Genomic DNA, 24,918 nt, shown 5'->3' on the forward strand with positions numbered 1-24,918 from the left:
ACCGCCGCCGCCGTGCCGAAGAGCAGGCGCAGGCGCATGCCGCGCAGCCCGATCCCCAGCGCCTCGGCCGCGTCCTCGCCCAGCGTCAGCGCGTCGAGGCCGCGGCCCATGCTCAGCAGCGCGGCGGCCCCCAGCGCGATCAGCGGCGCCGCCAGCGCCACGTGTTCGAGCGTGCGGTCGGCGACCGAGCCCATCATCCAGAAGACGATCTCGTAGGTGGCATAGGGGTTGGGCGAGAGGTTCAGCGCCAGCGAGGTCAGCGCCCCCGCCAGCGCCGAGACCGCGATTCCCGCGAGGATCAGCGTCAGCGATCCGCCGCGCGGCCCCGCCAGCAGCAGGATCAGCCCCACGGCGCCCGCGGCAAAGACCAGCGCCGCCAGCGGCAGCGCCAGCGCGAAGGCGCCCGCGAGCCCCGTCTGCAGCGCGATCACCGCCCCCAGCGCCGCCGATCCGGTGACGCCGATCAGCCCCGGCTCGGCCAGCGGATTGCGCAGGTAGCCCTGCATCGCCGCCCCCGAAAGCCCCAGCGCCGCGCCCACCAGCGCGGCCAGCAGGGCGCGGGGCAGGCGGATCTGCTGCATCACCAGCGCGTAGAGGTCCTCGCCCCCGCCGAAGAGCCCGGCCAGCGCGGGTCCCGGCGGGATCGCGGCATGCCCGAGGAAGAGCGAGGCCAGCAGCAGCGCCAGCACCAGCGCGCAGAGCGGCAGCCAGAGCTTCATCGCGCGGCCTCCCAGTCGCGGCGCAACGCGCGCATGGTCGCGACGGCGTCCAGCAGGTGCGGCGTCTCGCAGACCCAGTCGGCGCCGTCCGGCACCTCGCGCAGCGCGCCCGTCGCGCGCAGCGCCGGGTGGCGGCGATATTCCGTGGCCCGCGCGTGCCCGCCGTAGGGCTCTCCCACGAGGATCAGGTCCGGCTCGGCCAGCACCAGCTCCTCCATCGCGAAGGTCCCGCCGCCGATGTTCTCGATCCCCGCCGATGCCAGGATGTCGTCGGCGAGCGAGCCGGGCCCCGCCGTCGCCCCGTGCGGCTGGTAGAGCACCGCGCGCGGGCGCGCCTCGGGCGTCTCGCGCAGAGCCGCGAGGCGTGCATCGAAGCGCGCGATCACCTCGGCGGCCCGGTCCTCGCGCCCCAGCAGGGCGCCCATGCGCTCGATGTTGGCGCGTGCATCCGCCAGCGAGGTCGCGGGGTCGAAGGTCTCGACCCAGTAGCCCAGCCGCTCCAGCATCTGCACCGTCGCCCGCGTCGTCCAGCGCCCGGCAAGCACGAGGTCGGGCTCCAGCAGCACCACCGCCTCGGCCGCGCCGCCGGTGACGGGATAGTCCCGCGCCGCCTCGGCCATGGACGAGGTGCGCGGATCGCGCGACAGCTTCGAGACCGCCGCGATCTGCCCCGGCGCCGCCAGCAGCATGGCCAGCTGATCCGTGCAGACGTTCAGCGAGACCACGCGCGCGGGCGCCTGGGCAAGCGCCGCCGCGCCGGTCAGGACCAGCGCGGCGGCAAGGGATATGAGCCTAGAAGGACGCACGGATCCCGAAATAGGCCGCGCGGTCCGAGGTCTGGTAGTCGGGCACCACGTTGTATTGCTCGTCCGTCAGGTTCTCGATCCGAAGATAGGCCTCGGTCCCGTTGTCGAAGGTGTAGCCCATCCGCGCGTTGACCACCGTGTAGTCGTCCACCGGCTCGGGCGCGAAGCCCACGCCGTAGGTGTCGGGGAAATCCGCCTTGTGCGTCACGCTCAGGCCGCCCGACAGCCGGTCGGTGATCCGCGCGTCCAGCCCCAGCGTCACGTCGTAGCGCGGCACGCGCTGCAGCGGATCGTCGTTCGCGTCGCGCACGTCGGTATAGGTGAAGCCGCCGGTCAGGTCGACGCGCTGGCCCAGCGGCAGGCTGCCGCTCAGCTCGAGGCCCTGCGACACGGTCGTGCCGTCCACCTGGTCATAGCCGCCCGCGGCGAAGCTGTAGTCGATCAGCTCGTCGATCTCGGTGTAGAACAGCGTCCCGCCCAGCGTCGCCCCGTTGGCAAAGGCATAGTCGGCGCCGATCTCGGCGCTGCGGCTGGTCTCGGGGTCGATCCCGTCGTTGCCGTAGGTCGGATCGTAGAGCTCGTAGAGCGAGGGCGCGCGGTAGCCCGTCGCCAGCGTCGCCCGCAGCGTCAGCCCCTCGGTCGCGCGCCAGCTCAGCGCGGCGCGGCCCGTGGTCTCGCCGCCGAACTCCGAGTGATCGTCGTGGCGCAGGCTCAGCACCGTGTCGATCTCGGGTGTCACCGCCCAGGCGTATTCCGCGAAGACGCCGGTGGTCGTGACGTCCTCGTCGTTGGTCGCCGTGCCCACGCGCGCGAAGCTCGCATCGTAGACCGCCGCCGAGAAGGTCGCCGCCTCGCGGGTCGTGTCCGCCCCGAAGGTGAAGCTGCGGTCCGCGTCGATCTCCCAGGTGCCGGTATAGGCCAGCACGTCGCGGCGCGAGTCGTAGTCGTCGTCGAAGCTGCCGTCGCCCAGCGTCCGGTCGATCAGGTAGCGCGACAGCGACAGCTCGTGCAGCACCGCGCCGGTCTGCAACTCGGCATAGGCGCGCAGGCCCCGGCTGTCGGAGTCGAAATCGCCCGCCTCCGGGTCGGGCGCGCCGTTGGCGTCGTAGTCGCCCTCGACCCGCGTGTAGAAGCCCGAAAGGCCCAGCCGCAGCGCGTCGGTGGCATCGTAGTAGCCGTCGAAGCCCAGCTGCGTGCCCGAAAAGCCGTCGTCCTCGTCGTAGCCGTCCGCCTCGACCGCGCTGTAGCCGTCGGTCGCGAAGTGCGACAGCGACATGGCGAGGCCCGACCGCTCGTCCGCGATGCCGTAGCTCAGCGTGGCATTCCTGGTGCCGAAGCTGCCCACCTCGGCCGAGGCCTTGCCCTCGCGGCCCGGCGCGTCCGGTGCCTTCACGGTGTCCAGCGCGACGATGCCGCCCACGGCCTCCGAGCCGTAGAGCGCGGACTGCGAGCCCTTCACCACCTCGGCGCGCGCGATGCCGCCGGGCAGCACGTTGCCGAAGTTGAAGATCGCCTGCGGGGCCGAGGTGTCGGTCGCCTCGATGCCGTTGATGTAGACCGGCGCATAGCGGTTCGGCAGTCCGCGCAGCGAGACGCTCGCGGTCTGGCCGGGCCCGCCGTTGGCCGCGCTGGTGACGCCCGGGAGCCGGTCCAGCCGGTCGGCCAACGTGGTCTCGGGCGCGCGGTCCAGCTCCTCCTCGGTCAGCAGCTCGACGGCGCTGCCGGTGCGCGAGAGCCGGAACTCGGTGAGGTTGGCATAGAGCGTGAGCGTGCCCAGGTTCACGGGCGCCGCGTCCTCCTGCGCCTGCGCGGCCTGGGGCGGCAGCCCCAGACCCAGCGCGAGGGCGGAGACGGTCGTCAGAATGCGTGTCATCGCGTGTTGTTCCCTTCCACGGGGGCCCCGAGGGGCGATGGTCGATGCCGGCGCGGAAGACGAAAGGCCCCCCGTCGTCGGCGCTTGCGTCACCACGAACGGAAAGGACCGTTCCCCGCAGCGCGCCCCGCGCAAGGGGAGGGTGATCGCCTGGGCAGGTCTCCTGACTTGCGGGTCTCCGCGCGCCTCGGGCCTTCCCGGACCTCTCGGTCCAGTGGCATGTGCCGGACGCGCTCGCCGCTCACAGTTGCGGGGGCAGTCGCGGCATCGAACCGCGTTCCCTATTATCCGGATTTTGGCCCGGACCGAGGCAGGCCGTCGATACTGCGGCGCGGCGGCCCGCGCAAGGCGCAATCCCGGTCAGCCGCCGGACCGTGGCGGGCGGGCTCATGGGAAATCATGGGCCGACCTGTCACCGGCATGGGCGGCGGGGCAGGGAGCACCGCCCGAATCCGACTCGGCATTCCTGCCACACCCCGCGATTCCTGCGTTTTTCGCTGTGGTCCGCTCCGGGTGGCCCTGCTATTCGGCCACCGATCCGGCCCCTCACCGGAAGAAAATTCCGGCTTCATGGCATTTCGTGGGACGGCAAGACCGCAACTATATATGGACATTGGCTGGTTCCCGCTCACCACATGTTCGTGAAATCCGGCCATTTTGACCCCAATATCTTGTTTTCCACACCCCCTGTGGACAAGATGCTGTGGCGATTTCCCATAAAAATCTGTTGCGTACCATGAATTCCCATGACATACATTTAACCACGATGAGGGACGGGCCAAAGGGCGCCACCAAGACGGCGCCAAGGCATCTCAAAAAATAAAAGAGCAGGTTCATACAGGCGCTCGCCTCTCATCGTGACAACAGAATCCGGCGCGCGGGCGAGCAGCATCCCCCCAGGTGGCGCGCGCAGTCGGACTAACCCGCTCGGCGGGTCAAGGCGGCGGGTTGATCAGTGGCAGCAGATCAACCCGCCGTATTTCGTTTAAAAGGGGGCGAGTAGGGACAGTGGGCCGCAGGCTTAGGTTCAGAGGCGAGAGTCGGCACAAGGTCGACACGAAGGGCAGGGTCTCGATCCCGGCCTCTTTCCGCCGTGTCCTGCAGGCCGGCGATCCCGACTGGACCGACGGCCTCGCGCCCAACTTCGTCATCGTCTACGGCGACCACCGCCGCCGCTACCTCGAGTGCTACACCATCGAGGAAATCGAGGAGGTCGAGGACCGTATCAGCCGGATGAAGCGCGGCTCCAAGCGCCGGCGCATGCTCGAGCGGCTCTTCTCGACCCAGTCGATCACCACCAGCGTCGACGACACCGGCCGCATCGTCATCCCCGCCAAGCTGCGCGACAAGATCGGCATCACCTCCGAGGCGCAGTTCGCAGGGAACGTCGACACCTTCCAGATCTGGGAGCCGGGCGCCTACGAGGCCGACGTGGCCGAGACCGAGGACGAGCTCGACGACTTCGACGGCGACCCGCTCGAGCTTCTCGACGAGGACGACGACGCGGACGAGGAGGTCTGAATGGCACCGGCGGCCGAAGACCCCACCGCCGCACCGCACGTCCCGGTCCTGCTGCGGCCCCTGCTGCGCGCCGTGGCGCCGGTGCAGGGCACCTGGATCGACGGCACGCTCGGGGCGGGGGGCTATGCCCGCGGGTTGCTCGAGGCCGGCGCCGACAAGGTCATCGGCATCGACCGCGACCCGCTCGCGCACGAGATGGCCCGCGACTGGGCCCCCGCCTACGGCGACCGGCTCGAACTGGTCGAGGACAACTTCGCCGAGATGGACCGCCACGCCGAGCAGGTCGAGGGCGTCGTGCTCGACCTCGGCGTCTCGTCCATGCAGCTCGACCGCGCCGAGCGCGGATTCTCCTTCCAGAAGGACGGCCCGCTCGACATGCGCATGGGCCAGTCGGGCGAAACCGCCGCCGACCTCGTGAACCGGCTCGACGCCACCGCGCTCGCTGACATTCTCTTCACCTACGGCGAGGAGCGCGCCTCGCGCCGCATCGCGCGGGCCATCGTCAAGGCCCGCGACGCGGCCCCCATCGAGACCACCGGCCGGCTCGCCGAGATCGTCGAGTCCTGCCTGCCGCGCCCCAAGCCCGGCCAGTCGCACCCCGCGACCCGCAGCTTCCAGGCGCTGCGTATCGCGGTGAACGACGAATACGCCGCGCTCTGGCAGGGGCTCATGGCCGCCGAACGGGTGCTGAAACCCGGCGGCTGGCTCTGCGTCGTGACTTTCCACTCGGTCGAGGACCGCATGGTCAAGCGCTTCTTCCAGTCCCGCACCGGCAAGCTCGACACCGTGAGCCGCCACGCCCCCGCCGTCGAGACCGAGGCGCCGCGCTTCGAGCTTCTGACCCGCAAGGCCACCGGCCCCGACGAGGACGAGCTCGCGCAGAACCCGCGCGCCCGCTCGGCCCGCCTGCGCATCGGCCGCCGCACCGAGGCACCGGCCGGCGAGATCGGGGCGAAGACCATTTCCATGCCGCAGCTCAAGGGGAAAGGCTGATGCATTCCGTCATCTACGTCACGACCTTCCTGACCGTCATCGGGCTGGCCTTCTGGGCCTACCGCGAGAACTACCAGACGCAGGCCTCGCTCGAGCATGTCGAGGACCTGCAGCGCGACATCGCCGACGCCCGCGCCAAGCTGGCGGTGTTGCGGGCGGAATGGGCCTACCTCAACCGCCCCGACCGGCTGCGCGACCTTGCCGAGATCAACTTCGAACGCCTCGGCCTGCTGCCCCTGCGCGCCGACCAGTTCGGCAGCGTCGACCAGGTCTCCTACCCCGAGACCCGGGCGCTGGTGGTGACCGATCCCGTCGACGTGAACAGCGCGAACGCCGATAGAGAGGCCAGCCAATGACCCGAACGCCGCTCCGCCCGCTCGCCCGCATCCTCGACGCCCGCCAGAAGGGCGAGAACCCCGACGCCATCGAGCGCGAGAACCTGCGCATCCGCCACGAACAGATGCGCGACAAGGCCCGCGTGCGCGCTGAGGGCCGCCTTCTGGTGCTGGGCGCGATGTTCTTCTTTGCCTTCGTCACCGTCGGCGCCCGCATGGGCGTGCTCGCCTCGTCCGAGCCCGAGGAGCCGCGCGCCCGCGCCTCCGGCGCCTCGATCATCGCCAGCCGCGCCGACATCGTCGACCGGCGCGGCAGGGTGCTTGCCACCAACATGGAGACGCACTCCCTCTACGCCCACCCGCACCAGATGATCGAGCCCGAGCGCACCGCCGAGGCGCTGGTCGGGATCTTCCCCGACCTCGACCGCGAGCGGCTGGTCAAGGACTTCACCGGCAAGCGAAAGTTCCTCTGGGTCAAGAAGAAGATCAGCCCCGAGCAGATGCAGGCGGTGCACGACATCGGCGAGCCGGGCCTGCTCTTCGGCCCGCGCGAGATGCGGCTCTATCCCAACGGCAAGCTCGCCGCGCATATCCTCGGCGGCGCCAGCTTCGGCCGCGAGGGCGTGCATTCCGCCGAGGTGATCGGCACCGCGGGGCTCGAGAAGTACTTCGACGACCCGCTGCGCGATCCCGCCCGCGAGGGCGCGCCGCTCGAGCTGTCCATCGACCTCACCGTGCAGGCCGCGACCGAGCGCGTGCTCGACGCCGGCATGCGGTTGATGAACGCCCGCGGCGCCTCCAGCGTGCTGATGGACGTCAAGACGGGCGAGGTCATCTCCATCGCCTCGCTGCCCGACTTCGACCCCAACGACCGCCCCCGGCCGCCGGTCGAGGGCAGCCCCTCGGACAGCCCGCTGTTCAACCGCGCGGTGCAGGGCGTCTACGAGTTGGGCTCGACCTTCAAGATCTTCGCCGCCGCGCAGGCCGTGGACCTCGGCCTCGTGAGCCCCGACACGGTGATCGACACCAAGCCGCCCTTCAAGGTCGGCGGCCACCGCATCGGCGAGTTCCACAACAAGAACTACGGCGAGCTGTCGGTCGAGGACATCATCGTGAAAAGCTCGAACCGCGGCACCGGCAAGCTCGCGCTCGCCATCGGCACCGCGCGGCAGAAGGAGTTCCTGGAACGCCTCGGTTTCTTCCAGCCCGTGCCCTTCGAGATGATCGAGGCCAAGGGCGGCCAGCCCCTGCTGCCCGCCCGCTGGACCGATCTGTCCACTGTGACCATCTCCTACGGCCACGGCATCAGCACCACGCCGCTGCACCTCGCGGCGGGCTATGCCGCCATCGCCAACGGCGGGCGCAGCGTGCGGCCCACGCTGCTGCGCCAGCAGGGCCCGCAGCTGGGCGAGCGGGTGATGTCCGAACGCGCCGCCAACGCCGCGCGGATCATGCTGCGCAAGGTCGTGACCGAGGGCACCGCCAGCTTCGGCGAGGTTCCCGGCTACCGCGTCGGCGGCAAGACCGGCACCGCCGACAAGCCCAAGGAGCGCGGCGGCGGCTACTACAAGGACAAGGTCATCGCGACCTTCGCCTCGATCTTCCCCGCCGACGATCCCCGCTACGTCCTCGTGGTCACCCTCGACGAGCCGGTCGAGACCTCGGGCGCCAAGCCGCGCCGCACCGCCGGCTGGACCGCCGTGCCGGTTGCCGCCGAGATGATCGGCCGGATCGCGCCCCTTCTTGGCTTGCGCCCCGAGTATGATATGGGCGACATGGCAGAGGTGATGCTGGTCAGTCAGTGACCGCATCCCGATCAATCGCCATCGGGCAAGGAAGGGGGCCGTCATGGACGAGGGCAGAAGCCTGTCGCAACTGGGGCTGACCGCGCGCGGCGGGCGCGAGGCGCATGTGACCGGCATTTCCGTGGACAGCCGCGCCGTCATGCCGGGGCATCTCTTCGCCGCGATGCCCGGCACGAAGGTCCATGGCGCCACCTTCATCGACACCGCCCTCGCGCAGGGCGCCGTGGCGGTGCTGACCGACGCCGAGGGCGCGAAGATGGCCGAGGCGGCGCTGGCCGAAAGCGAGGCCGCGCTGGTCATCGCCGCCGAGCCGCGCCAGGCGCTGGCCTTCGCCTCCGCGCTCTTCTTCGGGGCCCAGCCCGGCACGATGGTCGCCGTGACCGGCACCAACGGCAAGACCAGCGTGGCCACCTTCGTGCGCCGCATCTGGCAGGAGCTGGGCTTCCGCGCGATCAACCTCGGCACCACCGGGGTCGAGGGCGACTGGCAGGCCCCCCTGCGCCACACCACGCCCGAGCCGATCACCCTGCACAAGGCGCTGGCCGAGGCCGCGGCGGCGGGCGTCGATCACGCCGCGATGGAGGCCTCGAGCCACGGGCTCGACCAGCGGCGGCTCGACGGGGTGCAGCTCACGGCGGCGGGCTTTACCAACTTCACGCAGGATCACCTCGACTACCACGCTGATTTCGAGGAATATTTCACCGCCAAGGCCGGGCTCTTCGCCCGCGTCCTGCCCGAGGACGGCACCGCCGTCGTCAACATCGACGACGCCCGCGGCATCGACATGCTGGCCATCGCCAAGGCGCGCGGGCAGGAGGTCATCACCGTGGGCGAGGCCGAGGGCGCGCACCTGCGCCTGCTGGGCCAGCGCTTCGACGCCACCGGACAGGACCTGCGGCTCTCGTGGCACGGCGTGGTCGAGCAGATCCGCCTGCCGCTGATCGGCGGCTTCCAGGGCCAGAACGCGCTGGTCGCGGCGGGTCTCGTCATCGCCTGCGGCGCCGAGGCCGAGGAGGTCTTCCGCGCTCTCGAACGGCTCGAGACCGTGCACGGCCGGATGCAGCTCGCCGCCGCCCGCGACAACGGCGCGGCGGTCTACGTCGACTACGCCCACACGCCCGCCGCCGTGGCCACCGCCATCCAGGCGCTGCGCCCGCACGTCATGGGCCGGCTCATCGCCATCGTCGGCGCCGGCGGCGACCGCGACCGCGCCAAGCGCCCGCTCATGGGCGCGGCGGCGCTCGAACATGCCGACCATGTCATCGTCACCGACGACAACCCCCGCTCCGAGGACCCCGCCGCGATCCGCGCGCAGGTGCTCGAAGGGGCGCCCGGCGCCACCGAGGTCGGCGACCGCGCCGAGGCGATCCTGCGCGGCGTCGACATGCTCGACCCGGGCGACGCGCTGCTGGTCTGCGGCAAGGGCCACGAGACCGGGCAGGTGGTCGGCGACACGATCTACCCCTTCGACGACGTCGAACAGGCGAGCGTGGCCGTGGCCGCCCTCGACGGGAGGGGCTCGTGACCCTCTGGACGGCGGACGAGGCAGCGGCGGCCACGGGCGGCCGCGCGACCGGGAGCTGGGCGGCAAACGGGGTCTCGATCGACACCCGCACGCTGGCCGAAGGCGATCTCTTCGTTGCGCTCAAGGCGGCGCGCGACGGGCATGACTTCGTGCCGCAGGCGCTCGAGGCGGGCGCGGCGGCGGCGCTGGTCAGCCACGTCCCCGAGGGCCTGCCCGAGGACGCGCCGCTGCTGGTCGTGGACGACGTGCAGGCCGGGCTCGAGGCGCTGGGCCGCGCCGCGCGCGACCGCACCCGCGCGCAGGTCGTCGCGGTCACCGGCTCGGTCGGCAAGACCTCGACCAAGGAGATGCTGCGCACCGTGCTGGGCGCGCAGGGTTCGGTCCACGCCGCCGAGAAGAGCTACAACAACCACTGGGGCGTGCCGCTGACGCTGGCGCGGATGCCCGCCGACGTGGACTTCGCCGTCATCGAGATCGGCATGAACCACCCCGGCGAGATCGCCCCGCTCTCGCGCATGGCGCGGCCGCACGTGGCGATGGTCACCATCGTCGCGCCCGCGCATCTCGCGGCCTTCGACAGCCTCGAGGGCATCGCCCGCGAGAAGGGCGCGATCTTCGAGGGGCTGGAGCCCGGCGGCACCGCCGTCATCAACGGCGACCTGCCGGTGACCCCGATCCTGCGCGAGCTGGCCGAGGCGCGCGCCGCCCAGGTCATCGACTTCGGCGAGGCCACCGCCAATCACCACCGCGTCGAGAGCGTCACCGTGGGCGACGCCACCACCGTCGCGCAGGGCCGCGCCTGGCGCACGCCGGTGCTCTTCAAGGTGCCGGTGCCGGGGCGGCATTTCGCCGTCAACGCGATGGGCGTGCTGGCGGTCACCCACGCGCTCGGGCTCGACCGCGCGCTCGCGGTCACCGCGCTGGGCCGCTGGCAGGCGGGGGCGGGCCGGGGCCTGCGCGAGACGATCGTGCTCGACCCGGTCGAGACGCATCTGCGGGTCGAACTGATCGACGACGCCTACAACGCCAATCCCGCCTCGCTGGGCGCGGCGCTCGAGGTGCTGGCAGGCGCCCAGCCCGAGGACGGGCTCGGCCGCGTCAGCCAGGGCCGCCGCATCGCCTACCTCGGCGACATGAAGGAACTCGGCCGCTCCGAGGGCGAGATGCACCGCGACCTCGCCGCGCTGCCCGCGATGCAGGAGATCGACATCGTGCACTGCGTCGGCCCGCTCATGCGCGAGCTCTGGCGCGCGCTGCCCGAGGAGAAACGCGGCCACTGGACCGAGGGCAGCAGCGCCATGGCCGCCCGCGTGGTCCAGGACCTCGACGCGGGCGACGTCGTGCTGGTCAAGGGATCGCTGTCGATGGCGCTGGGGCGCGTGGTTGACGCGATCCGGAAAATGGGACATGGCGCCGCGAGCTTGAACGGGTAAGGGGACACCTATGCTCTACTGGCTGACGGAACTGAGCGATGGCGGCGACGTCTTCAACCTGTTCCGCTACATCACCTTCCGGGCGGGCGGAGCCTTTCTGACCGCGCTGGTCTTCGGCTTCCTCTTCGGACTTCCGCTCATCAACGTGCTGCGCAAACGGCAGGGCAAGGGCCAGCCGATCCGCGACGACGGCCCCGAGGGGCACGTCATGAAGGCGGGCACCCCCACCATGGGCGGCCTGCTGATCGTGGGCGCGCTGCTCAGCTCGACGCTGCTCTGGGCGCGGCTGGACAATGCCTTCGTCTGGATGGTGCTTTTCGTGACCATGGGCTACGCGGCCATCGGCTTTGCCGATGACTACGCCAAGGTCTCCAAGCAGAACACCGCCGGCGTCTCGGGCCGGACCCGGCTGCTGCTGGGCTTCCTGATCGCGGGCCTCGCGGGGGCCTGGGCGGCCTGGTTCCACCCGGCCGAGCTGACCGGGCAGCTGGCCTTCCCGGTCTTCAAGGATTTCCTGCTCAACCTCGGCTGGCTCTTCGTGCCCTTCTCGATGATCGTGATCGTGGGCGCGGCCAACGCGGTGAACCTCACCGACGGGCTCGACGGGCTGGCGATCATGCCGGTGATGATCGCCGGCGGCACGCTGGGCATCATCGCCTATGCCGTGGGCCGCACCGACTTCACCGAGTATCTCGACGTCCACTACGTGCCCGGCACCGGCGAGATCCTGATCTTCTCGGCGGCCCTCGTGGGCGGGGGGCTGGGCTTCCTGTGGTACAACGCCCCGCCGGCGGCGGTCTTCATGGGCGACACCGGCAGCCTCGCGCTGGGTGGCGCGCTGGGGGCCATCGCGGTCGCCACCAAGCACGAGATCGTGCTGGCCATCGTGGGCGGGCTCTTCGTGGTCGAGGCGCTCTCGGTCATCATCCAGGTGCTCTACTTCAAGCGGACGGGGAAACGGGTGTTCCTGATGGCGCCCATTCACCACCACTACGAGAAGAAGGGCTGGGCCGAGCCGCAGATCGTGATCCGCTTCTGGATCATCGCGCTGATCCTCGCGATGATCGGCCTCGCGACGCTCAAGGTGCGCTGAGGCCGCCGGTCTGCCGGTGCGCCTGCGCCTTGCGCGGGGGTGCGTATTTGGAACAAGAAGAAGCACGGGGACCGGGCCTTCGGGCCGGCGGTCCCGCTTGGACGATGGCGGCATAAGGGGCGCGCGATGATTCCGGTTCGGGGGTGCGAGGGGCAGCAGGTGGCGGTGCTCGGGCTGGGACGCTCGGGGCTTTCGGCGGCGCGCGCGCTGCGCGAGGGCGGCGCCGAGCCGCTGTGCTGGGACGACAACGCCGCCGCCCGCGGACGCGCCGAGGCCGAGGGGTTCGTCCTGCGCGAGCTGGCCCGCGAGGGCGCCTTCGAGGGGGTGGCGCGGCTCGTGGTCTCGCCCGGGATCCCGCACCTCTATCCCGCGCCCAACCCGGTGATCGCGCGCGCCTGGGAGGCGGGCGTGCCGGTCGACAACGACATCGGGCTCTTCTTCCGCTCGGTCGCCACGCCGGACTGGGAGATGTTCGACGTGGCGCCCAAGGTGGTGGCGGTGACCGGCTCGAACGGCAAGTCGACCACCTCGGCCCTGATCCACCACCTGCTGCAGCACGCCGGCCGCGAGAGCCAGCTGGCGGGCAACATCGGGCGCGGGGTGCTCGACATCGACCCGCCGGGCGAGGGCGGCGTGGTGGTGCTGGAGCTTTCGTCCTACCAGACCGACCTCGCGCGGGCGCTGACGCCGGACGTGGGGGTCTTCACCAACCTCACGCCCGATCACCTCGACCGGCACGGCGGGCTGGGGGGCTATTTCGCGGCCAAGCGGCGGCTCTTCTCGGAGGGCGGGCCGGACCGCTGCGTCATCGGCGTGGACGAGGACGAGGGCCGCTACCTTGCCAACCAGATGGGCGAGGGGCCGACCGACGACCGGGTGATCCGCGTCTCCTCGGGGCGCAAGCTGTCGGGGCCGGGCTGGATGGTCTTCGCGCGCAAGGGGTTCCTGACCGAGTGGCGCAAGGGCCGGCAGGTGGGCGCCATCGACCTGCGCGAGATGCGCGGGCTGCCCGGCGCCCACAACCACCAGAACGCCTGCGCCGCCTATGCCGCCGTGCGCACGCTGGGCCTTGCGCCGCGGGTGGTCGAGGCGGGCTTCCGCAGCTTCGAGGGGCTGCCGCACCGCAGCCAGATCGTCGCCGAGGCGGGCGGGGTCACCTATGTCAACGACTCCAAGGCCACCAACGTCGACAGCGCGGTCAAGGCGCTCCTGGCCTTCGGCCGCATCCGCTGGATCTGCGGCGGGCTGATGAAGGAGGGCGGGCTCGAGGGCCTCGCGCCGGGCTTCGGCAATGTCGCCAAGGCCTATGTCATCGGCCGCGAGGCGGCGCAGTTCGCGCTGGGCCTGCCCGGCGTCGAGGCCGACATCTGCACCGACATGGAGACCGCCGTCGCCCGCGCCACGGCCGAGGCGCAGCCCGGCGAGGTGGTGCTGCTGGCGCCGGCGGCGGCCAGCTTCGACCAGTACGACAGCTTCGAGGCGCGGGGCGCCGATTTCACCGCCCGCGTGCAGGCGGCGCTCGAGGCCTAGGCGGCGGTCCGCGCCGCCAGCGACTGCCGCAGCGGCGCCAGCAGCCCCGCGCGCAGCGCCTGCGGGTGCACCACGCCGAGCTGCGCCGGGATCTCGGGCAGCTCCAGCACCTTGGCGATGGCGAAGCGGTGCATCCCGCCGCCCGCGCGCATCGGCGCGCCTTCGCGGTCGATGTGCACCAGGATGCCGCCGTGTTCGCGCCGGAAGAACTCCGGCAGCTCGGCGCGGGTCAGCAGCCGGCCGCGGCGCCGGGTCTCCTCGAAGACGCGGTCCAGCACCTCGTAGCGCTGCACCAGCTCCTTGCGGCTCTCGAGCCCGTCGGGGTGGTGGCCGTCGCGGATCTCGCGCAGCAGCTTGTCGAAGAGCGCCGTCTGCTCCCAGGGCACGCCGCCCAGGTAGCGCTCGCGCACGCTGGCGATCTTGACGTGGCTGTCCAGCGGCCTGCGGCAGCGGTCCCAGTCGCCGCCCAGCACCATACCGCTATGGCTGCGCCGCAGCTTGCGGCGGGCGGCCTTTGGATCGTAGCTGAAGTGCGTCCGGCCCGGGTCCACGTAGACGCATTCGTCCGACTGCGGCGCCTCGGGGCCGAAGCGCAGCCGGTTCCAGTAGTCGCGCGCCAGCTTGCGCGGCACCTGCGCCTGCAGGTCCCTCAGCCAGTTGGCCGGGTGGAGGGTCGGATGATCTGCAAAGGCCATGACGGGGTCGCGACGGTTTCGTTAAGACTGACCAACGAAAATGTAACAGACGCGTGACGAGTTCAAGTGTCGCGCGCGATCGCGTCCCCGGCCGCCACGCCCGAGGACCAGGCCCACTGGAAGTTGTAGCCCCCCAGCCAGCCGGTCACGTCCACCGCCTCGCCGATGACGTAGAGCCCCGGCACGTCGCGCGCCATCATGGTCTTGGACGAGAGGCCCGCCGTCGAGACGCCGCCCAGCGTGACCTCGGCGGTGCGCCAGCCTTCGGTGCCCTGCGGCCGCAGCACCCAGCCCTGCAGCGCCGCCGCCAGCTCCGCGATGCGCGCGTCCGACAGATCCGCGAGGTTTCCGCCAAGCGGCAGGCTCTCGGCGAGGTGGGCCACCAGCTTGGGCGGCAGCATCTGGCCGAGCGCCGTGGTCAGCGCGCGCCGGCCGCTCTCGGCGCGGGCAGCCTTGAGCGCGGCGGCGATGTCCTGCCCCGGCAGCAGGTCGATGGCGATCTCCTCGCCCTCGCGCCAGTAGCTCGAGACCTGCAGAATCGCGGGGCCGGACAGCCCGCGATGGGTAAAGAGCATCGCCTCGTCGAAGCTGCCGCGCCCGGCGGCGGCCCGCACCGGCAGCGAGAGGCCCGAGAGGGCCGAGAACCGGCCCTCGGGGAAGGTGAAGGGCACCAGCGCGGGCCGCGTCTCGGTCATCTCCAGCCCGAACTGCGCCGCGAGATCGTAGGCCAGCCCCGTCGCCCCCATCTTGGGGATCGAGCGGCCGCCGGTCGCCAGCACCACGTTGCGCGCCGTCACCTGCTGCTCGCGCCCCTCGCGTTCGAGCCGGGCGGTGAAGCGGCTGCCGTCGTGCGAGAGTTCGCGCAGCGCGGTCGAAAGCCACAGATCCGCTCCCGCCGCCTCGATCTCGCGCAGCAGCATGGCGACGATCTGTGTCGACTTGCCGTCGCAGAAGAGCTGGCCCAGCGTCTTCTCGTGCCAGGCGATGCCGTGGCGCGAGACCAGCTCGATGAAATCCCACTGGGTGTAGCGGGCCAGCGCCGACTTGCAGAAATGCGGGTTCTCCGAGAGGAACCGCGCGGGCTCCACCTCGTAGTTGGTGAAGTTGCAGCGCCCGCCGCCCGAGATGCGGATCTTCTCGCCCGGGTTGCGGGCATGGTCGATCACGAGCGTGCCCGCGCCCGCCTGCGCCGCGCACATGAGCCCGGCCGCGCCGGCCCCGAGGATGAGCGTCTCCACCTGCATGGCGCGCCTATCAGCATGGATCGCGGCGCGGCGCAAGCGGCGCGCGCGCCACGGCAGGCGAGGCTTCCCAAAGCCCACGCCCGGTGGTAGCATCGCACCCAAGATCCGGGACAACCCGGACGACGTGAGGCAGTGCAACCCGACGAGCGGCGGTTCCCAATGACGGAAATGGTATACGGCACGGTTCCCGTGCGCGAGGGCGAGCCCGTCCTGCCCAAGTGGTGGCGGACGGTCGATCGCTGGTCTTTGTCCTGCGTGCTGATGCTCTTCGGCATCGGCATCCTGCTGGGGCTCGCGGCCTCGCCGCCGCTGGCGGAACGCAACGGGCTCATGCCCTTCCACTACGTGCAGCGGCAGGCGGTCTTCGGCGCGGTGGCGCTGGGCACGCTCTTCCTGACCTCGATGTTCTCGCCGACGGTGGTGCGGCGGCTCGCGGTGCTGGGCTTCGTCGTGGCCTTCGCCTCGCTCTTCCTGCTGCCTTTCTTCGGTACCGACTTCGGCAAGGGCGCGGTGCGCTGGTTCAGCCTCGGCTTCGCCTCGGTGCAGCCGTCGGAGTTCCTCAAACCCGTCTTCGTGGTGGTCGCGGCCTGGATGATGGCCGCCAGCCAGGAGATCGGCGGCCCGCCGGGGCGGTCGTGGTCCTTCGGCCTGTGCATGATCATCGTCGTGATCCTCGCGCTGCAGCCCGATTTCGGGCAGGCCTGCCTCGTGCTCTTCGGCTGGGGCGTGATGTGGTTCGTGGCCGGCGCGCCGATGCTGCTGCTCGTGGGCATGGCGGGGCTCGTGGTGGTGGGCGGCATGTTCGCCTACGACAACTCCGAGCACTTCGCCCGCCGCATCGACGGCTTCCTCAGCCCCGACATCGACCCCAACACCCAGATGGGCTACGCCACCAACGCCATCCAGGAGGGCGGCTTCTTCGGCGTGGGCGTTGGCGAGGGGCAGGTGAAATGGTCGCTGCCCGACGCGCATACCGACTTCATCATCGCCGTGGCGGCCGAGGAATACGGCCTCATCCTCGTGCTTGTCATCATCGCGCTCTACACCACCGTGGTGGTGCGCTCGATGCTGCGCCTCATCCGCGAGCGCGATCCCTTCATCCGGCTGGCGGGCACCGGGCTCGCCGCGATCTTCGGCGTGCAGGCCATGATCAACATGGGCGTGGCCGTGCGGCTGCTGCCGGCCAAGGGCATGACGCTGCCCTTCGTCAGCTACGGCGGCTCCTCGCTGATCGCCGGCGGACTCGCCGTGGGCATGCTGCTGGCCTTCACCCGGACCCGCCCGCAGGGCGAGATCGGCGAAATCCTGCGCGGTCGGCCGCGATAGCGCACGAGCGCCGCTGCGTCGCTTTTCCCGGCGCGCGGGAGTGGATAAGGAGGCCCGACATTCCGCCGGGGGCAGGGGCCCCGGGCGGCCACGAGGGCAGGGGCCCGCGGCACCGCGCGGCCCCCGAAGCGAGCGAGGTCCACGGCGATCATGTCAGAGAGGTTCCGGCCCCCCCTTCTGGTCATTGCGGCGGGTGGCACCGGCGGGCACATGTTCCCCGCCCAGGCGCTGGCCGAACTGATGCTCCGGCGCGGCTGGCGGGTGAAACTGTCGACCGACGCGCGCGGCGCGCGCTACACCGGCGGCTTTCCGCATTCCGTCGAGATCGAGGAGGTCAGCTCGGCCACCTTCGCCCGCGGCGGCCTGCTGTCGAAACTGGGCGTGCCCTTCCGCGTGGCCTCGGGCGTGCTGGCGATGCGCCGCCGCTTCCGCCGCGACCGGCCCGACGTGGTCGTCGGCTTCGGCGGCTACCCGTCGATCCCCGCGCTCGGCGCGGCCCGGCTGATGAAGCTGCCGCGCATGATCCACGAGCAGAACGGCGTGCTCGGCCGCGTGAACAGCATCTTCGCGCCCAAGGTCGACATCGTCGCCTGCGGCACCTGGCCGACCGAGCTGCCCGAAGGCGCCCACGGCGTGCACACCGGCAACCCGGTGCGCATGGCGGTCAAGGAACGCGCCGGCGCGGGCTACATCGTGCCCGGCGACTACCCCATGTCGATCCTCGTCATCGGCGGCAGCCAGGGCGCCCGCATCCTGTCGGACGTGGTCCCGCCCGCCATCGCGCAGCTGCCGATGGAGGTGCTCGCCAATCTGCGCGTCAGCCACCAGGCCCGCGACGAGGACGGCGAGCGCGTGACCAAATTCTACGCCGAGAACGGCATCAACGCCGACGTGCAGCCCTTCTTCACCGACATCCCCGCGCTCATGTCCGAGGCGCAGCTGGTGATTTCCCGCTCGGGCGCGTCGTCGGTCGCCGACATCTCGGTCATCGGGCGCCCGGCGATCCTCATTCCCTATGCCGTGGCGGCGGGCGATCACCAGACCGTCAACGCCCAGGCCCTCGTCGACGCGGGCGCGGCGATCCGCATGCCCGAAAGCCAGCTCTCGGTCGAAAGCATGGCCGAGTCGATCATGGCCGTGCTCGACCACCCCGAGGGCGCGCTGCAGATGTCGCAGGCGGCACTTTCCGTCGCCAAACCCGACGCGGCCGAGGAACTGGCCATGCTCGTCGAGGGTTTGGCCGGCATCGAGTACGACCAACAAGAACAAGAGCAGTAGATAGGGGACAGGCAGCCGTGAAATACGACAAGAACGACCGCATGGCGCAGGGGGCCAGGCCGATGAACGCAGCGACAAAGCTCCCGGGCGACGTGGGCCCGATCCATTTCGTCGGCATCGGCGGCATCGGCATGTCCGGCATCGCCGAGGTGCTGCTGAACCACGGCTACCGCGTGCAGGGCTCCGACCTGAAGCGCTCGAACATCACCAAGCGGCTCGAGGACCTCGGCGCGCAGATCTTCGAGGGCCAGGCCCCCGCGAACCTCGAGACAGCGCAGGTCGTCGTGATCTCCTCGGCGATCAAGCCCGGCAACCCCGAGCTCGACGAGGCGCGCCGCCGCGGCCTGCCCGTGGTCCGCCGCGCCGAGATGCTGGCCGAGCTCATGCGGCTCAAGTCCAACGTCGCCGTCGCCGGCACCCACGGCAAGACGACGACGACCACGATGGTCGCCACGCTGCTCGACGCCGGCAGCTACGATCCCACCGTCGTCAACGGCGGCATCATCCACGCCTACGGCTCCAACGCCCGCATGGGCGAGGGCGAGTGGATGGTGGTCGAGGCCGACGAGAGCGACGGCACCTTCAACCGGCTGCCCGCCACCATCGCCATCGTCACCAACATCGACCCCGAGCACATGGAGCACTGGGGCTCGATCGAGAACCTGCGCGACGGCTTCTACCAGTTCGTCTCGAACATCCCCTTCTACGGCCTCGCCGTCTGCTGCACCGACCACGCCGAGGTGCAGGCGCTCGTCGGCCGCGTCACCGACCGCCGCGTGATGACCTACGGCTTCAACGCGCAGGCCGACGTGCGCGCGGTGAACCTGCGCTACGAGACGGGCAAGGCCAAGTTCGACATCCTCCTGCAGGCCGAGGACTCGGTCATCGAGGACTGCACCCTGCCGATGCCCGGCGATCACAACGTCTCGAACGCGCTCGCGGCCGTCGCCGTGGCGCGTCACCTCGGCATGTCGCGCGAGGGCATCCGCGCCGCGCTCGAGGCCTTCGGCGGCGTGAACCGCCGCTTCACCCGCGTGGGCGAGGTCAACGGCGTCACCGTGATCGACGACTACGGCCACCACCCGGTCGAGATCGCCGCCGTCCTCAAGGCCGCCCGCCAGGCCTGCGAGGGCCGCGTCATCGCGGTGCACCAGCCGCACCGCTACTCGCGGCTCTCCAGCCTCTTCGACGACTTCTGCGCCTGCTTCAACGAGGCCGACGTCGTCGCCATCGCCGAGGTCTACGCCGCCGGCGAAGAGCCGATCCCCGGCGCCACCCGCGACGATCTCGTCGCCGGGCTGATCCGCCACGGTCACCGCCACGCGCGCGCGATCTCGACCGAGGACGACCTCGAGCACCTCGTGCGCGAGCAGGCCCAGCCCGGCGACATGGTCGTCTGCCTCGGCGCGGGGACGATCTCGGCATGGGCCAACAACCTGCCGGCGCGGCTCTCCGAGTGAGCGTCATGCCCGGCCGCTCTGCGCAGGGGGTCCGCCCGTGAGCTGGCTCTGGGGCATGGCCGCCGTGGTGGTCCTGCTCTTCGCCGTCTCGGCCCTGCGGCTGGTGCGGCGCTTCCTCTTCGGCTTCGCGCTGGCCTTCGGCGTGCTGCTGGTGCTGCACCTGCGCCACGACCCGGCCGAGGGCGCGGCCATCCTCGCCGCCACCGGCGGCGGGCTGGCCCTCAGCTGGCCGCTGCGCCGCTGGGTCACCGGCATGTTCCTCTGACGGCGGGGCGCCCCGGTGCGTGAGCCGGTCCTGACCTGACCGACACGCCGACGACGCCCCTTGCGGGCCTTGCCGGGTCGGGGTGATTGCGGCATCCTGCCCCCGGCTGGCCTGGGGGGCAGCACCTCGGGGACCGTGATGACGATTTCACTTTTTCTGGCCTGCCTCTGGGCCATTCTCGCCACCGTGATGGGCATCCTGCCCTCGCGCGACAACCACTGGACGCGGGCCTACATCCTGATCGCCCTCGGCATCCCGCTGCTGGGCTACGTCACCTGGGAAAACGGCCCCTGGGTCGGGCTGCTGGTGCTCCTCGCGGGGATGAGTGTCCTGCGCTGGCCGCTGCGCTACCTGCTGCGCTGGGTGCGTGCCCGCGCCCGCCGCGGGGCCTGAGGCCCGACCGTACGAAAACCCCGTACGACACGTACATGAAGGACATGCCCCTTGGTCTACCTCGTCCCGGCCGTCGCCTGCGCGCTCTTCGCGATTCTCGGCCACCTGCTGGCCCGCGCGGGGCGGGCCGGCTGGGTGCTGATCGCGCTCCTGGGCCTCGTGCTCGCGGGCGCCTGGGCGCTGGTGCAGGGCCGGGCGGAACAGGGCTACGACGCGCTCGGCTATGCCATCGTGTTGGGATTGCTGGTGCTTCCGGGCACGCTGGGCCTGCTGCTGGGCGGCGCGCTGGGGCTTTACCGCCGCCGCAGGGCAGGGCAGAAGACAGCTCATGACTGACGATCTGCCCCCCCGTTCGCGGCCGCCTCACGCCCGGCCGCGCTCTCTCCGAGCTGACCTGGATGCGCGTCGGCGGTCCGGCGGACTGGCTCTTCCGCCCCGCCGACCTTGACGACCTGCGCGATTTCCTCGCGCAACTGCCTGAAGACGTTACGGTTTTTCCGATGGGCGTCGGCTCGAACCTGATCGTGCGCGACGGCGGTCTGCGCGCGGTGGTGATCCGCCTCGGGCGCGGCTTCAACGATGTCGCCATCGAGGGCACCCGCGTCACCGCCGGCGCCGCCGCGCTCGACGCGCAGGTCGCCAAGCGCGCCGCGGCCGAGGGCGTCGACCTCACCTTCCTGCGCACGATCCCGGGCAGCATCGGCGGCGCGCTGCGCATGAACGCGGGCTGCTACGGCACCTACGTCGCCGACCGCCTGGTCGAAGCCCGCGCCGTCACCCGCGACGGCCGCCGCGTCACGCTGACGCCGTCGGACCTTAACTTGCGATACCGCCAGAGCGACCTCCCCGAGGGCTGGGTGCTGGTCGAAGCCACTTTCGAGGGCCCCGAGGGCGACCCCGAGGACCTCGCCGACCGCATGACCGCCCAGGTTGCCAAGCGCGACGAGACGCAGCCCACCAAGGACCGCACCGCCGGGTCGACCTTCCGCAACCCCTCGGGCTTCAGCTCGACCGGGCGCGCCGACGACACGCATGACCTAAAGGCCTGGAAGGTCATCGACGAGGCCGGCATGCGCGGTGCCACGCGGGGCGGGGCGCAGATGTCGCCCAAGCATTCGAATTTCCTCGTGAATACCGGCGATGCAACGGCGGCCGATCTCGAGGCGCTGGGCGAGGAAGTGCGAAAAAGGGTTTTCCAACACAGCGGTTTGCAGCTAGACTGGGAAATCATGCGGATCGGTGAACCGGCCGCTGAAAACGGGCCGGAGACGCCCGGACAAGACTAGGTGGCCACAGGCAGGCCGCGACGATGACGGGGGCCAACCCCCGCACAGAAACGAGGGCAAAACGCCCTGAACGAGGCGGTTTTGGGGATGTCGAGCAGGACACTCCCGAAAGTTGCGGTATTGATGGGCGGACCCTCGGCAGAACGCGAGGTCTCGCTCAGTTCCGGCAGGGAATGCGCCGCGGCTTTGAGGGGACAGGGGTTTGAGGTTGTCACGGTCGACGCGGGCCGTGATCTCGTACAGCAACTCGACGAGATTTGTCCCGACGTGGTCTTCAACGCGCTTCACGGCCGTTGGGGCGAGGACGGCTGCGTGCAGGGGCTGCTGGAATGGCTGCGGATGCCCTACACGCATTCCGGCGTTCTGGCCTCGGCGATGGCGATGGACAAGGAGCGCACCAAGCAGGTCTACCGCGACGCGGGGCTGCCGGTGGTGTCCAGCCAGCTCGCCACCAAGGCCGAGGTCATGGCGCAGCACGTCATGGTGCCGCCCTACGTCGTCAAACCCTACAACGAAGGTTCGTCGGTCGGCGTCTACCTCGTGGACCGCGCGGCCAACACGCCGCCGCGGCTCTCAGGCGACATGCCCGAGGTGGTCATGGTCGAGGCCTTCGCGCCAGGGCGCGAGCTGACCACCACGGTGATGGGCGACCGGGCGCTGACGGTGACCGACATCCTCACCGACGGCTGGTACGATTACGACGCGAAATACAAGGAAGGCGGGTCCCGCCACGTGCTTCCGGCCGAGATTCCGGCCGAGATCCACGAAGCCTGCCTCGACTACGCCCGCCGCGCCCATGACGCGCTCGGGTGCCGGGGCGTGAGCCGCACCGACTTTCGCTGGGACGAGGCGCGCGGCCTCGACGGGCTGATCCTGCTCGAAACCAACACCCAGCCCGGCATGACGCCCACCTCGCTCGTGCCGGAGCAGGGGCAGCATTGCGGCATCTCCTTCGGCGAGATGTGCGGCTGGATGGTGGAGGATGCCTCGTGCGACAGATGATGCGCCGCGAGCCTCCCGTCACCCGGCCCGAGCCGCAGGTGAACCACCCCGATCCTGCGCCCTCGCGCCTGAAATACCGCCTCGAGCGGCTGATGCTCACGCCGCTCTTCCGCGTGACGCTGCGGGTTGGGTTGCCGCTGGTCATCGGCTTCGGCGCGACCACCTGGTATTTTTCCTACGACAGCAACCGCGAGGCCCTGATGGGCCAGATCGCCGAGCTGCGCGACGCCTTCGAGACGCGGCCCGAGTTCATGGTGAACCTCATGGCCGTCGACGGTGCGGGCGACGCTGTGGCCTCGGACATTCGCGCGCTGCTGCCGCTGGAATTCCCGATCAGCTCCTTCGATCTGGATCTCGACGCCATGCGCGAGACCGTGGTGGCGCTCGATGCCGTCGAGACCGCGCAGCTGCGCATCCGCCAGGGCGGCGTGCTGCAGGTCGAGGTGGTCGAGCGTGTGCCGGCGGTGCTCTGGCGCTCGGGCGCGGGGCTGCAGCTTCTGGACGCCAGCGGCGTCCGCGTGGGCCCGGCGCAGGCGCGCGCCGAGCGCCCCGACCTTCCCGTGATCGCCGGGCCCGGCGCCGAGGCGCATGTCGACGAGGCGCTCGCGCTCTTCGACGCGGCGGCGCCGCTGGCCGGGCGGCTGCGGGGCCTCGAGCGGGTCGGCGAGCGGCGCTGGGACGTGGTGCTGGACCGCGCACAGCGGATCGAGCTGCCGTCGCGCAACGCGGTGCAGGCGCTCGAGCGGGTGCTGGCGATGGACGAGGCGGTGGACATGCTGGCGCGCGACATCGCGGCCGTGGACCTGCGCCTGCCGCGCCGGCCCACCCTGCGGCTGCGGGGCGGCGCGGTCGAGGATTACTGGCGGATCAAGGCCCTTGAGACCGGAGAACAACAACAATGATCGAGCTCTACGAATCCCAGCGGGCGATGCGCAACGTGCGCAAGGCGGCGATGCAGAGGGGCGTTGTCGCGGTGCTCGACGTGGGCAGTTCCAAGATCGCCTGCCTGGTGCTGCGCTTCGATGGCACCGACGGGCCGATGCCCGATGATGGCGTGGGTTCGCTGGCCGGGCAGACCGGCTTTCGGGTGATCGGCGCGGCAACGACGCGCTCGCGCGGGGTGCGCTTCGGCGAGATCGCGGCGATGGGCGAGACCGAACGCGCGATCCGCACCGCCGTGCAGGCGGCGCAGCGCATGGCGGGCATCCGGGTCGATCACGTCATCGCCTGCTTCTCGGGGGCCGAGCCGCGCAGCTACGGGCTGGCCGGGCGCGTCGAGATCGCGGGCACCATGGTCACCGAGCAGGACGTGGCGCGCGTGCTTTCGGCCTGCGATCCGCCCGACATCGGCGTGGGCCGCGAGGTGCTGCACGCCCAGCCGGTGAACTTCGCGCTCGATCACCGCTCGGGGCTGAACGATCCGCGCGGCCAGATCGGGCAGGAGCTGGCCTGCGACATGCACATGCTGACCTGCAACGCACAGGCGATCCAGAATCTCGCCCACTGCGTCAAGCGCTGCGACCTCGAACTCGCGGGCCTGGCCTCCTCGGCCTATGTCAGCGGCTCGGCCGCGCTGGTCGAGGACGAGCAGGAGCTGGGCGCGGCCTGCATCGACATGGGGGGCGGGGCGACCGGCGTCTCGATCTTCATGAAGAAGCACATGATCTACGCCGACACGGTCCCGATGGGCGGCGACCACGTCACCGGCGACATCTCGATGGGGCTGCAGATCCCCATGGCCATGGCCGAACGGATCAAGACCTTCCACGGCGGGGTGGTGGCCACCGGCATGGACGACCGCGAGATGATCGAGATCTCGGGCGACACCGGCGACTGGCACCACGACCGCCGCCAGGTCAGCCGAGCCGAGCTGATCGGCATCATGCGCCCGCGCGTCGAGGAAATCCTCGAGGAGGTGCGCGCCTGTCTCGACGCGGCGGGCTTCGACCACATGCCCAGCCAGCAGATCGTGCTGACCGGCGGCGCGAGCCAGATCCCCGGCCTCGACGGGCTGGCCAGCCGCATCCTGGGCAGCCAGGTCCGACTGGGCCGGCCGATGCGCGTGCACGGGCTGCCGCAGGCGGCGACAGGCCCGAACTTCGCCAGCGCGGTCGGCATGTGCCTCTTCGCCGCGCATCCGCAGGACGAGTGGTGGGACTTCGAGATCCCGGTCGACAAGTACCCGGTGCGCTCGCTCAAGCGCGCGCTGCACTGGTTCCGCGAGAACTGGTGAGGACATCGGATTTCGGTGCGCCGCGCCACCGCGCGGGGCATTTTCAGGGTGACGCCACTCGGCCGCTCTGGTAGCACTTCGGAAGAACCCGCGCAGAAGACGC

Annotated in this window: 23 protein-coding genes and 1 riboswitch; of the genes, 18 read left to right on the top strand and 5 right to left on the bottom strand. The window is 70.9% G+C overall.

The annotated features are described in order from the left end of the window. The 3 genes from SALMUC_RS30455 to SALMUC_RS12010 form a co-directional block, all read right to left on the bottom strand. Positions 1 to 719, bottom strand: a 719-nt coding sequence (locus tag SALMUC_RS30455; protein ID WP_037371899.1) for a FecCD family ABC transporter permease, incomplete at its 3' end; no start/stop codon positions are given. After that, positions 716 to 1,525: an ABC transporter substrate-binding protein gene (locus SALMUC_RS12005; RefSeq protein ID WP_021120293.1), complete on the bottom strand. Its 810-nt coding sequence runs from the start codon at positions 1,523 to 1,525 to the stop codon at positions 716 to 718. The genes SALMUC_RS30455 and SALMUC_RS12005, both read right to left, overlap by 4 nt. Further along, a complete protein-coding gene (locus SALMUC_RS12010; protein ID WP_020042186.1) occupies positions 1,512 to 3,398 on the bottom strand; it encodes a TonB-dependent receptor plug domain-containing protein in 1,887 nt (628 codons plus the stop codon). The genes SALMUC_RS12005 and SALMUC_RS12010 overlap by 14 nt, the downstream gene beginning before the upstream one ends. 136 nt (positions 3,399 to 3,534) lie before the next feature. Next, positions 3,535 to 3,723, bottom strand: a riboswitch (cobalamin riboswitch). A gap of 683 nt (positions 3,724 to 4,406) precedes the next feature. Between SALMUC_RS12010 and mraZ the strand changes: the two genes are divergently transcribed. From mraZ to murD, 8 genes are all read left to right on the top strand, one after another. Continuing rightward, complete coding sequence (gene mraZ, locus SALMUC_RS12015; RefSeq protein ID WP_020042187.1) at positions 4,407 to 4,919, top strand: division/cell wall cluster transcriptional repressor MraZ; 513 nt, start codon at positions 4,407 to 4,409, stop codon at positions 4,917 to 4,919. After that, positions 4,920 to 5,912, top strand: a complete 993-nt coding sequence (gene rsmH / locus SALMUC_RS12020) for a 16S rRNA (cytosine(1402)-N(4))-methyltransferase RsmH (protein WP_020042188.1) — start codon at positions 4,920 to 4,922, stop codon at positions 5,910 to 5,912. It abuts the gene before it with no gap. After that, positions 5,912 to 6,268 (top strand): cell division protein FtsL, encoded by a 357-nt coding sequence (gene ftsL / locus SALMUC_RS12025; protein ID WP_020042189.1) that lies wholly within the window; start codon positions 5,912 to 5,914, stop codon positions 6,266 to 6,268. Before rsmH ends, ftsL begins: the two co-directional genes overlap by 1 nt. Next, the gene (locus SALMUC_RS12030; protein WP_020042190.1) at positions 6,265 to 8,052 is read left to right on the top strand and encodes a peptidoglycan D,D-transpeptidase FtsI family protein; all 1,788 of its coding nucleotides are present in this window, start codon (positions 6,265 to 6,267) and stop codon (positions 8,050 to 8,052) included. Before ftsL ends, SALMUC_RS12030 begins: the two co-directional genes overlap by 4 nt. Positions 8,053 to 8,095: 43 nt before the next feature. Continuing rightward, positions 8,096 to 9,577 carry a UDP-N-acetylmuramoyl-L-alanyl-D-glutamate--2,6-diaminopimelate ligase gene (locus SALMUC_RS12035; RefSeq protein WP_020042191.1) on the top strand — a complete coding sequence of 494 codons (1,482 nt, stop codon included), beginning with the start codon at positions 8,096 to 8,098 and terminating at the stop codon, positions 9,575 to 9,577. Continuing rightward, the gene (locus SALMUC_RS12040) at positions 9,574 to 11,010 is read left to right on the top strand and encodes a UDP-N-acetylmuramoyl-tripeptide--D-alanyl-D-alanine ligase (RefSeq protein ID WP_020042192.1); all 1,437 of its coding nucleotides are present in this window, start codon (positions 9,574 to 9,576) and stop codon (positions 11,008 to 11,010) included. The genes SALMUC_RS12035 and SALMUC_RS12040 overlap by 4 nt, the downstream gene beginning before the upstream one ends. Before the next feature lie 10 nt (positions 11,011 to 11,020). Then, positions 11,021 to 12,103: a phospho-N-acetylmuramoyl-pentapeptide-transferase gene (mraY, locus tag SALMUC_RS12045; RefSeq protein ID WP_020042193.1), complete on the top strand. Its 1,083-nt coding sequence runs from the start codon at positions 11,021 to 11,023 to the stop codon at positions 12,101 to 12,103. Between the two features lie 126 nt (positions 12,104 to 12,229). Then, positions 12,230 to 13,633 (top strand): UDP-N-acetylmuramoyl-L-alanine--D-glutamate ligase, encoded by a 1,404-nt coding sequence (murD, locus tag SALMUC_RS12050; RefSeq protein WP_020042194.1) that lies wholly within the window; start codon positions 12,230 to 12,232, stop codon positions 13,631 to 13,633. Here murD and SALMUC_RS12055 read toward each other — a convergent pair. Further along, positions 13,630 to 14,328, bottom strand: a complete 699-nt coding sequence (locus SALMUC_RS12055) for a hypothetical protein (RefSeq protein ID WP_020042195.1) — start codon at positions 14,326 to 14,328, stop codon at positions 13,630 to 13,632. The two genes, murD and SALMUC_RS12055, sit on opposite strands and share 4 nt — an antisense overlap. 62 nt (positions 14,329 to 14,390) lie before the next feature. Then, positions 14,391 to 15,572, bottom strand: coding sequence for a BaiN/RdsA family NAD(P)/FAD-dependent oxidoreductase (locus SALMUC_RS12060; protein WP_020042196.1), 1,182 nt, complete (start codon positions 15,570 to 15,572; stop codon positions 14,391 to 14,393). A gap of 159 nt (positions 15,573 to 15,731) precedes the next feature. Here SALMUC_RS12060 and SALMUC_RS12065 point away from each other — a divergent pair, with 159 nt between their 5' ends. The 10 genes from SALMUC_RS12065 to ftsA all read left to right on the top strand — a co-directional run bounded on the left by SALMUC_RS12065 (position 15,732) and on the right by ftsA (position 24,815). After that, positions 15,732 to 16,898: a peptidoglycan glycosyltransferase FtsW gene (locus SALMUC_RS12065; protein WP_021120297.1), complete on the top strand. Its 1,167-nt coding sequence runs from the start codon at positions 15,732 to 15,734 to the stop codon at positions 16,896 to 16,898. A 150-nt stretch (positions 16,899 to 17,048) separates the two neighbouring features. Next, positions 17,049 to 18,176 (top strand): undecaprenyldiphospho-muramoylpentapeptide beta-N-acetylglucosaminyltransferase, encoded by a 1,128-nt coding sequence (gene murG, locus SALMUC_RS12070; protein ID WP_037371852.1) that lies wholly within the window; start codon positions 17,049 to 17,051, stop codon positions 18,174 to 18,176. Between the two features lie 62 nt (positions 18,177 to 18,238). Then, positions 18,239 to 19,636 (top strand): UDP-N-acetylmuramate--L-alanine ligase, encoded by a 1,398-nt coding sequence (gene murC / locus SALMUC_RS12075; RefSeq protein ID WP_037371903.1) that lies wholly within the window; start codon positions 18,239 to 18,241, stop codon positions 19,634 to 19,636. A 37-nt stretch (positions 19,637 to 19,673) separates the two neighbouring features. Further along, positions 19,674 to 19,901, top strand: coding sequence for a hypothetical protein (locus SALMUC_RS12080; protein ID WP_020042200.1), 228 nt, complete (start codon positions 19,674 to 19,676; stop codon positions 19,899 to 19,901). Positions 19,902 to 20,039: 138 nt separating this feature from the next. After that, positions 20,040 to 20,294, top strand: a complete 255-nt coding sequence (locus SALMUC_RS12085) for a DUF2484 family protein (protein ID WP_020042201.1) — start codon at positions 20,040 to 20,042, stop codon at positions 20,292 to 20,294. 51 nt (positions 20,295 to 20,345) lie between these two features. Further along, a complete protein-coding gene (locus SALMUC_RS12090; protein WP_020042202.1) occupies positions 20,346 to 20,630 on the top strand; it encodes a hypothetical protein in 285 nt (94 codons plus the stop codon). Between the two features lie 62 nt (positions 20,631 to 20,692). Further along, the gene (gene murB / locus SALMUC_RS12095; RefSeq protein WP_021120299.1) at positions 20,693 to 21,580 is read left to right on the top strand and encodes a UDP-N-acetylmuramate dehydrogenase; all 888 of its coding nucleotides are present in this window, start codon (positions 20,693 to 20,695) and stop codon (positions 21,578 to 21,580) included. Positions 21,581 to 21,661: 81 nt separating this feature from the next. After that, the gene (locus SALMUC_RS12100) at positions 21,662 to 22,582 is read left to right on the top strand and encodes a D-alanine--D-alanine ligase (RefSeq protein WP_198014578.1); all 921 of its coding nucleotides are present in this window, start codon (positions 21,662 to 21,664) and stop codon (positions 22,580 to 22,582) included. Then, entirely contained in the window at positions 22,579 to 23,484 is a 906-nt protein-coding gene (locus SALMUC_RS12105; RefSeq protein WP_020042205.1) for a cell division protein FtsQ/DivIB, read from the top strand. The genes SALMUC_RS12100 and SALMUC_RS12105 overlap by 4 nt, the downstream gene beginning before the upstream one ends. After that, the gene (gene ftsA, locus SALMUC_RS12110; RefSeq protein ID WP_020042206.1) at positions 23,481 to 24,815 is read left to right on the top strand and encodes a cell division protein FtsA; all 1,335 of its coding nucleotides are present in this window, start codon (positions 23,481 to 23,483) and stop codon (positions 24,813 to 24,815) included. The genes SALMUC_RS12105 and ftsA overlap by 4 nt, the downstream gene beginning before the upstream one ends. Positions 24,816 to 24,918 lie beyond the last annotated feature (103 nt).

Source organism: Salipiger mucosus DSM 16094 (assembly GCF_000442255.1).
GTDB lineage: Bacteria > Pseudomonadota > Alphaproteobacteria > Rhodobacterales > Rhodobacteraceae > Salipiger > Salipiger mucosus.